This is a genomic window from Phenylobacterium montanum, assembly GCF_018135625.1.
Lineage (GTDB): Bacteria > Pseudomonadota > Alphaproteobacteria > Caulobacterales > Caulobacteraceae > Poindextera > Poindextera montana.
This window is the reverse complement of sequence record NZ_CP073078.1, coordinates 3,665,487-3,678,358: the sequence shown is the minus strand read 5'-3', so window position 1 is coordinate 3,678,358 and position 12,872 is coordinate 3,665,487. Positions and strand designations below refer to the sequence as shown.

Annotated in this window: 12 protein-coding genes; 10 read left to right on the top strand and 2 right to left on the bottom strand. The window is 70.3% G+C overall.

Features of this window, described 5'->3' with window-relative positions; translation table 11 throughout:
- The first annotated feature begins 24 nt into the window (after nt 1-24).
- The 5 genes from KCG34_RS16590 to KCG34_RS16570 all read left to right on the top strand — a co-directional run bounded on the left by KCG34_RS16590 (nt 25) and on the right by KCG34_RS16570 (nt 4,847).
- Nucleotides 25-876 carry a glutamate racemase gene (locus KCG34_RS16590; protein WP_211936738.1) on the top strand — a complete coding sequence of 284 codons (852 nt, stop codon included), beginning with the start codon at nt 25-27 and terminating at the stop codon, nt 874-876.
- Between the two features lie 39 nt (nt 877-915).
- Nucleotides 916-1,449 carry an SRPBCC family protein gene (locus tag KCG34_RS16585; RefSeq protein WP_249138056.1) on the top strand — a complete coding sequence of 178 codons (534 nt, stop codon included), beginning with the start codon at nt 916-918 and terminating at the stop codon, nt 1,447-1,449.
- A 72-nt stretch (nt 1,450-1,521) separates the two neighbouring features.
- The gene (locus KCG34_RS16580) at nt 1,522-2,718 is read left to right on the top strand and encodes a CaiB/BaiF CoA transferase family protein (protein WP_211936737.1); all 1,197 of its coding nucleotides are present in this window, start codon (nt 1,522-1,524) and stop codon (nt 2,716-2,718) included.
- An 86-nt stretch (nt 2,719-2,804) separates the two neighbouring features.
- Nucleotides 2,805-3,620 carry an enoyl-CoA hydratase gene (locus tag KCG34_RS16575; RefSeq protein ID WP_211936736.1) on the top strand — a complete coding sequence of 272 codons (816 nt, stop codon included), beginning with the start codon at nt 2,805-2,807 and terminating at the stop codon, nt 3,618-3,620.
- Nucleotides 3,621-3,629: 9 nt separating this feature from the next.
- The gene (locus tag KCG34_RS16570) at nt 3,630-4,847 is read left to right on the top strand and encodes a M20 metallopeptidase family protein (protein ID WP_211936735.1); all 1,218 of its coding nucleotides are present in this window, start codon (nt 3,630-3,632) and stop codon (nt 4,845-4,847) included.
- A 98-nt stretch (nt 4,848-4,945) separates the two neighbouring features.
- Here the strand turns inward: KCG34_RS16570 and KCG34_RS16565 are convergent, their stop codons facing one another.
- Nucleotides 4,946-7,051, bottom strand: a complete 2,106-nt coding sequence (locus KCG34_RS16565) for an acylase (RefSeq protein ID WP_211936734.1) — start codon at nt 7,049-7,051, stop codon at nt 4,946-4,948.
- Nucleotides 7,052-7,195: 144 nt separating this feature from the next.
- On the opposite strand from KCG34_RS16565, the gene KCG34_RS16560 reads away from it, so the two are divergent.
- Complete coding sequence (locus KCG34_RS16560; protein WP_211936733.1) at nt 7,196-8,569, top strand: transaminase; 1,374 nt, start codon at nt 7,196-7,198, stop codon at nt 8,567-8,569.
- On the top strand, nt 8,566-9,333 hold the full coding sequence (locus KCG34_RS16555) for an SDR family NAD(P)-dependent oxidoreductase (RefSeq protein ID WP_211936732.1): 768 nt from the start codon (nt 8,566-8,568) through the stop codon (nt 9,331-9,333). The genes KCG34_RS16560 and KCG34_RS16555 overlap by 4 nt, the downstream gene beginning before the upstream one ends.
- Here KCG34_RS16555 and KCG34_RS16550 read toward each other — a convergent pair.
- Nucleotides 9,330-10,133 (bottom strand): alpha/beta fold hydrolase, encoded by an 804-nt coding sequence (locus KCG34_RS16550; protein ID WP_211936731.1) that lies wholly within the window; start codon nt 10,131-10,133, stop codon nt 9,330-9,332. The genes KCG34_RS16555 and KCG34_RS16550 overlap by 4 nt on opposite strands.
- A 159-nt stretch (nt 10,134-10,292) precedes the next feature.
- On the opposite strand from KCG34_RS16550, the gene dapF reads away from it, so the two are divergent.
- Genes dapF through KCG34_RS16535 form a run of 3 tightly spaced genes read left to right on the top strand, consistent with a single transcriptional unit; the run spans nt 10,293 to nt 12,840 of the window.
- Nucleotides 10,293-11,132, top strand: a complete 840-nt coding sequence (gene dapF / locus KCG34_RS16545) for a diaminopimelate epimerase (RefSeq protein WP_211936730.1) — start codon at nt 10,293-10,295, stop codon at nt 11,130-11,132.
- Nucleotides 11,129-12,385: a tRNA (N(6)-L-threonylcarbamoyladenosine(37)-C(2))-methylthiotransferase MtaB gene (gene mtaB, locus KCG34_RS16540; protein ID WP_249138055.1), complete on the top strand. Its 1,257-nt coding sequence runs from the start codon at nt 11,129-11,131 to the stop codon at nt 12,383-12,385. Before dapF ends, mtaB begins: the two co-directional genes overlap by 4 nt.
- Entirely contained in the window at nt 12,382-12,840 is a 459-nt protein-coding gene (locus tag KCG34_RS16535) for a GFA family protein (protein WP_211936728.1), read from the top strand. The genes mtaB and KCG34_RS16535 overlap by 4 nt, the downstream gene beginning before the upstream one ends.
- The last annotated feature ends 32 nt before the right edge of the window (nt 12,841-12,872 follow it).

Genomic DNA, 12,872 nt, shown 5'->3' with positions numbered 1-12,872 from the left:
CGCGGGCTCGGCTAAAGCCGGGCCATGGCCATCGGCGTTTTCGATTCCGGCGTGGGCGGGCTTTCGGTGCATCGGGCTCTGGTTCAGGCCCTGCCGGACGCCGACCTGATCTATCTGGCCGACCAGGCCAACCAGCCCTATGGCGGCCGCCCGGGCGAGGAGATCGTCACCCTGACCCGAGCGGGCTGCGAGCGCCTGTTCGACCAGGGCTGCGACCTGATCGTCCTGGCCTGCAACACCGCTTCGGCCATAGCCCTGCGGCGACTGCAGCAGACCTGGCTGCCCGGCTATCGGCGCGAGCAGGGGCGGGCGCTGAACGTCCTCGGCATCATCGTGCCGACCATCGAAAAGGCCACCGGCCTGCCCTGGGAGCACGAGGCCGAGCGGCGCGGCGACAAGGTCGAGCAGCTGGACATCCTGGGCGTGTTCTCGACACCGGGCACGGCGGCCAGCCGGGTCTATGAGATCGAGATCGACAAGCGCCGTCAGGACGTGGCGGTGTTCTCCGAGCCCTGCCCGAACCTGGCCCGCATGATCGAGGCCGGCGAGGGCCAGGCGGCGCTGAAGGCGGCGGTGGACGGGCACGTGGCGGCGCTGAAGAAGCGTATCGGCCGCGCTCCGGACCGGGCGATCCTGGGCTGCACCCACTACGAGATCATCGCCGACCTGTTCCGCGCCGCCCTGCCGCCCGGCACGCCGCTGATCCACCAGCCGGCGGCCACGGCGGAGGCGATCGTGCGCTATCTGGAGCGGCACCCGGAATATGCGCCCGGGACCGGCGGGGCGCGGCGGTTCCTGACCACCGGCCGGGCGGGGCCGCAGAACGGGCTGGTCTCCAGCTTCTGGGGCGCGCCCTTGAGTTTCGACGCCGCCTAGGTCTCAATCCCGACGAACAAGAAAGCCGGGGAGGCGGGCGTGCGGATTCAGCTGGTTCTGGCGGCGGTGGCCGCCGTGGTCGCATCTTCGGGCGCAGCCCGGGCCGAGGTCGTCGACGTCCAGCCGAACGGCTTCGAGGTGCGCCACGCGCTCCACCTGGCCGTCCCGCCCGACAAGGCCTATGCCGCCCTGGTCGATATCGGCCGCTGGTGGAGTCCGGACCACACCTTTTCCGGCGACTCGGCCAATCTGAGCATCGAGCCCAAGGCCGGCGGCTGCTTCTGCGAGGCGCTGAAGGACGGCGGCTCGGTCGCGCACATGCGGGTGGTGTTCGTCGCGCCAGGCAAGATGCTGCGGCTGGAGGGCGCGCTGGGGCCGCTGCAGACCCTGGGCGTCACCGGCCATCTGGCCTTCGCCCTGAAGCCGCAGGACGGCGGCGCGGACCTGGTGCTGACCTACGATGTCGGCGGCTACGCCAAGGACGGCTTCGCCGGCTGGGCCACGCCCGTGGACCACGTGCTGGGCCTGCAAATGGCGCGGCTGAAGGCCTATGCCGAGACCGGCAAGCCCTAGGCCCAGGCCCTCGCCCTGGCGATCGGTGCGAGCTATGCGTTCGGCCAGACCCGTCAGCGCAAGGCACGCCCCATGACTGAACCCGCCAAGCCCGGCCCCCTGAGCGACCTTCTGGTGGTGGAGATGGGCCAGTTGATCGCCGGACCGTTCTGCGGCCAGCTCCTGGGTGATTTCGGGGCGCGGGTGATCAAGGTCGAGCCGCCGGGCGCCGGCGATCCCATGCGGGTCTGGGGCCGCGGCGAGCACGTCTGGTGGGAGGTGATCGCCCGCAACAAGCAGTCGGTGTCGATCAACCTGCGCATCCCCGAGGGCCAGGCCCTGGCCCGCCGGCTGATCGCCAAGGCCGACGTCCTGATCGAGAACTTCCGCCCCGGCGCGCTCGAGGGCTGGAACCTGGACCCCAAGGATCTGCGGCGCGAGAACCCCGGCCTGATCGTGGTGCGCATGTCCGGCTACGGCCAGACGGGCCCCTACGCCGCACGCACCGGCTTCGGCGGGGTGGGCGAGGCCATGGGCGGCTGGCGGCGCATCGTCGGCGACCCGGACCGGCCGCCCTCGCGCATGGGCGTCTCGATCGGCGACAGCCTGACGGCCACCTATGGCTGCCTCGGCGTGCTGGCCGCCCTGCACCACCGGGAAAAGACCGGCGAGGGCCAGGTGATCGACGCCGCCCTCTATGAATCGGTGCTGCAGGTGATGGAGAGCCTCGTGCCGGAGTACGCGGTCAGCGGCATCGTGCGCGAGCGGTCGGGCTCGTACCTGCCCGGCATCGCGCCGTCCAACGTCTATGCCTGCAAGGACGGCGACTATCTGATCGGGGCCAACCAGGACGGCATCTTCCGCCGCCTTTGCCAGGCCATGGGCCTGCCGGACCTGGCCGACGATCCGCGCTATGCGACCCACGTGGCCCGCGGCGCCAACCAGATCGAGCTGGACCAGCGCATCGAAGCCTGGACCAGGACCCTGACAATCGCCGAGGTCGAAGCCCTGATGGTCGAGCATTCGATCCCTGCGGGCCGCATCTATTCCGCCGCCGACATGATCGAGGATCCGCACTTCGCCGCCCGTGAGGCGATCGTCGAGGTGGCCCACCCCCGGTTCGCCGGACTGAAGATGCAGAACGTGTTTCCGAAACTGTCGGCCACGCCGGGCGCGATCCGCACCATCGCGCCGCAGGCCGTGGGCGAGCACAACGCCGAGGTCCTGGGGGGGCTGCTGGGGCTGGATGCAGACGCCCTGGAGGCGCTGCACAAGGCCGGCGCCGTCTGAAGCCGTCGTTTTCCACTCCCGCACCGACCGGTCTGAGCTAGTCTCTCAAAAACAACGGACCTGGAACGACCGGAGGGAGAGCGGCCATGGACTATTCCGAAATCCTCTATGCCAGCGAGGGCGGGATCGCGACGATCACGCTGAACCGGCCCGACCGGCTCAACGCCTGGACCGGGCGGATGCACCAGGAGGTCAAGGCGGCGATGCGCGCCGCGGCCGAGGACGAGGCCGTGCGGGTGATCGTGCTGACCGGCGCGGGGCGCGGCTTCTGCGCCGGGGCCGACATGCAGAACCTGCAGACCATCCAGGGTGGCGAAACCCGGGCGGCGACCCAGGCCGAGGCGCCCTTCGACCCCGCCTCGGCCGCCGATTTCCAGAAGACCTATTCCTACTTCCCCGCTGTGCCCAAGCCGATCATCGCCGCCATCAACGGGCCTTGCGCGGGCCTGGGCCTGGTCATCTCGCTCTATGCCGACCTGCGCTTCGCCTCCGACGCTGCGGTGTTCTCCACCGCCTTCTCCCGCCGCGGGCTGATCGCCGAGCATGGGTCCAGCTGGCTCTTGCCGCGGCTGGTGGGGTTCGCCAACGCCGCCGACCTGCTCTATTCCGCCCGCCGGGTCAGCCCGGCCGAGGCCCTGGCCATGGGCCTGGTCAATCGGGTGATCCCGCACGAGCAGTTCATGGCCGAGGTCATGGCCTATGCCGGCATGCTGGCGCGCGAGGTCTCGCCCCGGTCCTTGCGGGAAATGAAGCGGGAGATCTGGAACGGCCTCTTCCAGACCCTAGGCGAAGCGATCGACAGCGCCAACGCCGACATGGCCGGGAGCTTCGTCTCCGAAGACTTCAAGGAAGGCGTCGCCCACTATGTTGAAAAGCGCGCGCCGGCCTTCACCGGCCGCTGAGGATACCCCATGACCGCCCTGCCGATCGACACCTCCGTCTGGACCACCGCCGGCGAGGCTTTGCTGGGCGAGGCCATCGCCCTGCGCCGGGCCATACACGAGGACCCGGAGCTGGGCCTAGACTGCCCGCGCACCACCGAGAAAATCCTCAAAGCCCTGCAGGGCCTGCCGCTGGAAATCCGCCAGGGGCCGTCGACCACGGGCCTGGTGGCGATCCTGCGCGGGGGCGGCGACGGGCGCACGGTGCTGTTGCGTGGCGACATGGACGCCCTGCCGCTGCAGGAGGACACCGGCCTCGATTTCCGTTCGCGGACCGCGGGGGCCATGCACGCCTGCGGCCACGACACCCACGTGGCCATGCTGGCCGGGGCGGCGCGGGCGCTGTCGGCCGAGCGCGAGCGGCTGAACGGGACGGTGGTGTTCATGTTCCAGCCTGGCGAGGAGGGCTGGCACGGCGCACGGTTCATGCTGGAGGACGGCCTGCTGGACGATCCCAAGCCGGACGCGGCCTTCGCCCTGCACGTCTCGCCCAATATCCCCAGCGGCGTGTTCGCCAGCCGCACCGGGCCGCTGCTGGCCTCGGCCGACGTGGTGCGGATCAAGGTGCGCGGCGCCGGCGGCCATGCGGCCATGCCGCAGGACGCGATCGACCCGATCCCGATCGCCTGCGAGATCGTCACCGCCCTGCAGGCCTTCGTCACCCGCCGCGTGCCGGCCTTCAATCCAGCGGTCCTGACCATCGCCAAGATCGAGGCTGGGACCACCAACAACATCATCCCCGAGGACGCGCACCTGACCGGCACCCTGCGCACCATGAGCGAGACCACCCGCAAGCAGGTGCAGGAAGGCGTCAAGAAGCTGGTCCACCACGTCGCCGCCGCCCATGGCGCGACCGGCGAGGCCGAGTTCGACCAAGGCTTTCCGGTCACGGTCTGCGACGGCCGCATCGTCGAACTGGCGCGCAGGGTCACCCACGAGGTGTTCGGCGCCGGCGCCTGGCGCGACATGCCCCACCCGATGATGGGGGCCGAGGACTTCTCCTACGTGTTGCAGCAAATTCCCGGCGCCATGGCTTTCCTGGGCGCCACGCCCGAGGGCGGCGACTGGCGCACCTGTTGCGCCCTGCACTCCAATCGCATGGTGCTGGACGAGACGGTGATGAGCCGCGGCGTCGCCCTGCACTGCGCCTTTGCGCAGGCGTTCCTGAATGGGGACGCGGTGGTCTAACCTTTCTGCTCCCCTGTTCGCAGAACGGGGGGCTGTCGACGGGCCGCCAGGTCCCCCGGCCCGCTGCGCGCAACAGTGGAGGAGAAGGGTTTCCCGGCTCAGTGCGCCTCGCCTGGCCGGTAGTCCGCCTTCACATGCCCCTGCAGTCCGTCCTCGGTGAACCAGACCTTCTTGGTCTTCATGGCCACAAACAGGGGGGTCTGGTCGGCATAGTGCGGGGATGAGGCGTCCAGGGTGGCCGAGCCGAACTGGTGAACGCTCTCCGAACTGACCTTGCCGGCGCGGTCCCAGGTCACGAACATGATGAAGGTGTCGCCGGCGGCGGCGGTCAGGGTTCCATCGCGCTGGGGTTCGCCATAGACGGCGCGGAAGGTGTCGGGGCCGCCATCGATCGGAAGGTCGACGCTCCCGCGGCGGATTCGGTTCAGCTGGCCCCATTCGGGATCCAGCCGGCCGAAATGGGTCTTCAGCGTGGTCATGGCGTGGCGCAGAGCGGTCATGGGCGGCGGGGGGCTGGGATTATCCTGCGATTTGATCGCCTCGACCCCGGTCAGGACCGCGAGCGCGGCCGAGCGATTGTGAATGTCGGTGCGCCGGTCCCAGCGGCTCAGGATCGCCTGGGCCTGCTTGACGTCGTCATAGGGGCCGGGATCGGCGGCGACGATCTGGGCGACAAGATGCGCCATGTCCGAACGCTCGGAATAGGTGATGTCGAACTTGTGCGCGCGGAAACTGGCGTCGGTCACCGCGTGGTCCTGGCCGAAGGTCTCCTGCGCGCGGAACGCTCGGTTGGTCATGTTCTCCTGTAGGCCCATGCTGGCGGGAAAGTCGGCCGGCTTCAGCCCGTCGGCTGGATCGGTGGCGGCGAAGGGGGTGTTGTTGGAGTTGAACACCCAGCCGGACTTGGGCGCCCAGATCTGCGGGACCCGGTCGAAGGGCAGGTAGCCATGCCAGATCAGGTCCGAGCGATCGCCGGGCTGGATCTGCCGCCAGTCGCGGCCCTCGGCCCGTTTGGGGAATTGGCCATTGTAGACATAGCCGATGCGGCCGGTCTGGTCGGCGTAGATGTAGTTGATCGAGGGCAGGGCCTGCAGGGCCATGGCCGAACGCCACTGGCTCCAGTCCTGAGCCTTGTCCAGGCGGTAGTACTGCTCGGGCTGGCGCACCTCGCCCATGCCAGCGTAGCGCAGGGCGAAGACGCCGTGGTCGGTGCGGAACACCGGGCCCTGCGCCGACCACTCCAGCGGCTTGGAGACGGTGATGAAGAACGGCCCGAACAGCTTGATGCGGATATGCGCCGTGGCTCGCTGCAGCGGCTTCCAGGCGCCGTCCAGGCGGTACTGGTTCTGGTCGGCCGGGTTCAGCGCCAGGCGGTAGGTGGTGGTCAGGTTGGGGTCGTTGACGGTGTTGGCCCAGCCCAGATGCTCGTTATGCCCATGCAGCATGAAAGGCGAGCCGGGGAAGAAGCCGCCGGCGACATGCCAGCCCTCGCCCGAGTCCAGCACCGCCTCGTACCAGGCCACCTGGCCGGTATAGGGCTGGTGCGAATTGACCAGCAGGCGCGTGGCGCCATCCGCCGAGCGCGAGGGGGCCATGGCCACGCCGTTGGAGCCGGTCGGCGGCGGCGAACCCTTGGTCTTGGCGGTAATGTCCTTCAGCACGTGGTCCAGGCCGTAGAAGAATGGCGTGCGGAAGACGAAGCCGGCGTCGATATCCTTGGCGGTGACGGGCAACAGGCCCGGCGGCGCGCGGTCCGGATGCAGCGCGCCGTAATAGTTCAGCCCGTCGGCATAGGCCTGAAGCACCCGGCGGGTATCGGGCGAGAGGTCGCGGTCGTACTGGGCGTCGATGGTCTCGCGCACCTTGAACAGGCGCACGAGGTAGTCGGTCGGCGCGCCCTTGGGCCCGATCTGCGCGGCGAGCTGACCGCGCACGGTGAACACGGTCTCGGCGATGGTGGCGAAATCGTCCTCGGCGTGGGCGTAGGCGAAGCCGAAGGCGACATCGGGATCGGTCGGTCCCTTGATATGTGGCACGCCCCATTCGTCGCGGCGGATGTGAACGTCATAGGCCCTGGCCCGGGCGATCAGAGCCGCGCGGTCGGGCGTCGGCGGCTGGTTTCCGCGATCCGCCAGGGCCAATCCGGCGGTTGCGAGCAGCAACAGGACCCCTGCCGCCAAGGCGACTTGCAGAACGCGACGCATGACTGCCCCCCAAACCGCGCGGGCCTTGCCGCCGCGCCTTGATTTGCCGCCGACTATAACCCGGCGCACCGAACGTGCGAGCGCTTGACCCGCCATCGCCAGCGTGGTGTTGCTGTGTGATCACAGAAGCAGTCCAGGCCCACCATGTCCGAGATCCTGTCCCGCAGCGCGCTCGAGGCGCGAGCCCAGGTCATGGCCGCGCGCGAAGCGGCGCGCTTCGCCGAGGCGCGGCCAAAGAGCCGGGCGGCGCATGGCGGTGTTGGCGGCTTCCTGGATGGCGTCCCCATGCTGTGGATGCTCGACTGGCCGACCCCGTTCCCGATGGTGGTCGATCAGGCCTCGGGCGCGCGGCTGGTCGACCTGGACGGCCACCAGATCGTCGACCTCTGCCTCGGCGACACCGGGGCCATGTTCGGTCATGGGCCTGCGCCGGTTCTTGAGGCGCTGAAGCGGACGGCCAGCCGGGGCCTGACCACCATGCTGCCCTCGTCGGACGCCACAGCCGTCGGGCGACTGCTGGCTGAGCGCTTCGGCCTGCCGTTCTGGCAGGTCGCCGCCACAGCCAGCGACGCCAACCGCTTCGCCATCCGCGTCGCCCGCGCGGTGACCGGACGGGCCAAGGTGCTGGTGTTCGACGGCTGCTACCACGGGGCGGTGGACGATACCCTGGTGGACCTGGTGGACGGCCGTACGGTCTCGCGGCGCAGCCTGCTGGGCCAGGCGGTCGACCTGTCGCAGACCACCGTCTCGATCCCCTTCAATGACGAGGCCGCCCTGGCCGCCGCCCTGGCCGGGAGCGAGATCGCCTGCGTGCTGGCCGAGCCGGTGATGACCAACTGCGGCATGATCCTGCCTGGGCCGGGCTTCCATGCCGCCCTGCGCCGCCTGACCCGGGAGGCCGGGACTCTGCTCCTGATCGACGAGACCCACACCCTGTCCAGCGGTCTCGGCGGCTACACGGCCCTGCACGGGCTTGAGCCCGACCTGTTCGTCGCCGGCAAGGCGGTGGCGGGCGGGGTCCCGACTGCGGTCTGGGGCCTGAGCCACGCGGTCGCCGAACGGCTGGACGCGGTGCGCCGCGCCCGCCCGGACGGCCATTCCGGCATCGGCACGACTCTGTCCGGCAGCGCCCTGCAACTGGCCTGCCTGCGCGCCTGCCTGGAAGAGGTGATGACCGCCGAGGCCTACGCCGCCATGGAGCGGCAGGCGGGCCGCATCGCCGGGGGCCTGGCGGCCGCCATCGCCCGTTTCGGCCCGCCCTGGCACGTGGCCCGGGTCGGGGCGCGGATCGAGGTGGTGTTTGCAAAAGACCCGGTGCGCGACGCCGCCGAGGCCCGCGCGGCGGCCTCGCACCCGATCGAACAGGCCCTGCACCTCTTCCTGCTCAATCGCGGCTACCTGGTGACCCCGTTTCACAACATGGTGCTGGCCGCCCCCGCCCTGACCGACGCCGAAGCGGACGGTTTCGTCTCGGCCTATGGCGAGGCGCTGGCGGAACTCTGTGGGGCGGGCGGGTGAGCGGGCAGAGCTTTCAGCGCGCACGCCGCGCCCTGGTCACGGGCGCAGGCGCTGCGGACGGCATAGGGTTCGCCATCGCCCGCGGCCTGGCCCGCGCCGGCCTCGCCGTCCACCTGACGGGCGCGAGCGAACGGGTGCTGGCCCGCGCGGCCGAGATCAGGGCCGATGGCGGAAAGGCCGAGGCCAGCGTGTTCGACCTGACCCGCGCCGCCGAGGTCGAGCGCCTGAGAGCCGCCTGCGGCCCGGTGGAGATTCTGGTCAACAACGCCGGCATGGGCTCGCTGGCCCAGCCCGCCCTGCAGGCCCCCTTCGCCGACCTGTCCGAAGCCGACTGGAATCGTGGGATCTCGGTCAGCTTGACCAGCTGTTTCCTGGTCACGCGGGGCTTTCTGCCGGCGATGCTGCAAGGCGGCTTCGGCCGCATCGTCAACATCGCCTCGGTGACCGGCCCTTACGTCTCCAACGCCGGCGAGAGCGCCTATTCGGCGGCTAAGGCCGGCATGGTCGGCCTGACCCACGCCCTGGCGCTGGAGGCCGGCCCGAGCGGGGTCACCGTCAACGCCGTGGCCCCGGGCTGGATCGACACCGGCGCCGCCACGGACGAAGAGCGCCGGGCCGCCCTGAAGACACCGCTGGGGCGTGCGGGATCGCCGGACGAAGTGGCGGCCTGCGCCCTGTTCCTGGCCTCCGACCAGGCGAGCTACGTCAACGGCTCGGTCCTGGTGGTCGACGGCGGCAATATTCTGCAGGAACGCAAGGGCTAGCCGAAGTCCTCCAGAAACGCCATCACCCGCTCCAGCACCGCATCGTCCTGGGCGATCAGGCGATGGCCGAGGCCGTCGAACAGGGCGATTTCGCCCCCGGGCCAACGGTCGGCCATGATGCGGCTGGCCTCCGGCGGGCACTGTTCGTCGTCGAAGGCGTGCACCGCCAGAAGCCGGGCCGTCATCTGCGGGATCAGGGTCTCGACCCGGTCGTGCGAGGCCATCCGCTCGGCCGTGCGCAAGAGGCCGAGCTCGGCCGCGCGCTCGATCACCGCCTCGTCCCAGCCACGCTCGCGCTGGCGCCGCTTCCAGCGCGCGTCGAACCAGTTGCGATCGCGTGAGCGGGGCACGGGCGAGGCGATCATCACCGCCCGCTCGACCGAAAGCCCCTCGGACAGGGCGGTGATGCTGGTCGGGCAGCCGAACGAGTGGGCGACCAGGGTGTCGATGGGACCCAGCGCCCGGGCCACGGCGATCACCGCCTCGGCGGCGGCCTCGATGGAGTTGGCCTCGCTCTGGGAATAGCCGTGGCCGGGCAGGTCCAGGGCCACCACCGCGCGGCCGATCTTGGCGCATTCGTCGATCAGGGGGCTCCAGAGGGCGTTGTCGTCCTCCCAGCCGTGTACCAGCAGGGTCGCCGGGCCGACGCCCAGGCGCCAGGCCATCACCGGGCCGTGGCTGGTCTGGACCTCCAGGTCCTCGCCGTCAGCCAGCTGGCGGGCGAGGCGCGGCCGCACGCGGCGCACGGGCTTGGCCGCCTCGGCCAGCAAGGCCTCGGCCTCGGCGTCGAGATCGTCCATGGCTGCTCCCCAGGTGTCCGTGTTCTTGTCTGAGGGTTGCAATAGACCACCCTTACCCTGGGGCGGCCCAGGGGTTTTTGCGGGGGTTACCGAAGGTGGGCGCCGTGCGGCCTCAATCCCAGGTGAAAAACGGTAAGCCTTGTCCTATATGAGCCGGCCATGAGCCGCCCGTTCCTGAAGATGAATGGCCTGGGCAACGACTTCGTCGTGGTCGAGGCGCATACCTCAAGCCCCTATGGCCCGTTCGAGCCGGGGATCGAGGCGGCGCGCGCCATCGCCAACCGCGAAACCGGCATCGGCTGCGACCAGATCATCTCCGTCACCCAGTCGCCGCAAACCCAGGCCTTCGTGCGCTTCTGGAACGCGGACGGGCAGGAGATCGACGCTTGCGGCAACGGCTCGCGCTGCGTCGCCTGGCTGCTGATGGAGGCCAGCGGCCGTGAGGAGGCCACCTTCGAGACCCGGGCCGGCCGGCTCAGCGGTCGCAAGGCCGGCGACAAGCTGGTCACGCTGGACATGGGCGAGCCGGGCCTGGACTGGACCGAAATCCCCCTGGCCGAAGAGATGGACACCAAGGGCGTCGAGCTTCAGGTCGGGCCGATCGACAATCCGGTGCTGCACACCCCGGGCTGCGTCTCTATGGGCAATCCGCACGTGGTGTTCTTCGTGCCCGACATCGAGACCGCGCCGGTGCGCGAGGCGGGCTCGCTGATCGAGCACCACCCCCTGTTCCCGGAAGGGGTCAATGTCGGCTTCGCCGAGATCAAGGCCCGCGACCATATCCGCCTGCGCGTCTGGGAGCGCGGCGCCGGCCTGACCAAGGCCTGCGGAACCGGCGCCTGCGCCGCCCTGGTGGCCGCAGCCCGCCGCGGCCTGACCGACCGCAAGGCCACCGTCGAGTTCGAGCACGGCCGCCTGACCATCGAATGGCGCGAGAGCGACGACCACGTGCTGATGACCGGCCCGGTCTCGGTGGACTATGCGGGCGTGCTGCCGTGAGCAGCGACCTTCAGGTCGTCACGTTCGGCTGCCGCCTGAACGCCTATGAATCCGAGGTGATCCGCGCCCGGGCGGCCGAAGACGGCCTCGACAAGGCGATCATCTTCAACACCTGCGCAGTCACCGGCGAGGCGGTGCGCCAGGCGCGCCAGGCGATCCGCAAGGCCCGCCGCGAGCGGCCGGACGCCAGGCTGATCGTCACCGGCTGCGCCGCCCAGATCGATCCCGCCGCCTTCGCCGGCATGGCCGAGGTCGACCTGGTGCTGGGCAATGCGGAAAAGGCCGCGCCCGGCGCCTATGCCGACCAGCCGGACGCGCCGCGGGTGCGGGTCAACGACATCATGTCGGTGCGCGAGACCGCCGGCCACCTGATCGACGGGCTGAAGGATCGGGCGCGGGCTTACGTCGAGGTGCAGAACGGCTGCGACCACCGCTGCACCTTCTGCGTCATCCCCTATGGCCGCGGCAATTCCCGCTCGGCGCCGGCGGGCGAGGTGGTCGAGCAGATCCGCCGCCTGGCCGCCCAAGGCTATGCCGAGGTTGTGCTGACCGGGGTGGACGTCACCTCCTGGGGCGCCGACCTGCCGGGCGCGCCGACCCTGGGCCAGCTGGTGGCCCGGATCCTGAAGCTGGTTCCCGAGCTGTCGCGCCTTCGCCTGTCCTCGATCGACGCGGCCGAGATCGACCCCGACCTGATGCGCTGCCTGGCCGAAGAGCCGCGGCTGATGCCTTACCTGCACCTGTCGCTGCAGGCCGGCGACGACATGATCCTGAAGCGCATGAAGCGGCGCCATTCCCGGGCCGACGCCCTGAAGCTGGTCGAGCAGGTGCGCGCCGTGCGCCCCGACACAGCCTTCGGCGCCGACCTGATCGCCGGCTTCCCCACCGAGACCGAGGCCATGTTCGAGAACACCCTGAGCCTGGTCGACGAGGCGGGGCTGTCCTTCCTGCACGTCTTCCCCTTCAGCCCGCGGCCCGGCACCCCGGCGGCGCGCATGCCTCAGCTGACCCGGGCGGTGATCAAGCCCCGGGCCGAGCGGCTGCGCCAGGCGGGCGAGGCGGCCCTGGCCCGACACCTGGATCGCCAGGCCGGCCGCACCCTGATGGGCCTGGTCGAGCGCGAAGGCGTGGCCCGCGCCGAGGATTTCACCGAGATCGCCTTCGACGGCGACGCACCGGCGGGCCAGGTGATCCCGCTGCGCGTCACCGGCCACGACGGGCGCAAGGCTACAGCGGAGAGGGTCGCCGCATGAGCGAGGACAGCGTCAGCGGCGGCTGCCAGTGCGGGGCGGTGCGGTTTTCGGTGAACCTGCCGCTGGGCCGGGCGAGCCTGTGCCACTGCCGCATGTGCCAGAAGGCCACCGGCGGCTTCTTCGGCCCGTTCGTCTCGGTGATCTCCGGCATGACATGGACCCGCGGCGCGCCGGCCTATTTCCAGAGCTCCAACCGCGTGCGGCGCGGCTTCTGCGCCCAGTGCGGCACCCCGCTGAGCTTCGAGCCGGACACCGGCGATGTGGATCTGTCCATCGGCGCTTTCGACGATCCCGCCCCCATCCGCCCGACCATCCAGCACGACGTCTCCGCCCGCATGCCCTGGTTCGAGGACCTGGCCGGCCTGCCGGTGCGCACGCGTGAGGAGGTGGAGAAGGTGCAGCCCTATTTCGCCTCGATCGTCTCCCTGCAGCACCCGGACAGGGATACGGACTGAAGGGCTGCGGCGCCACTTGCGTTCTCTTATTG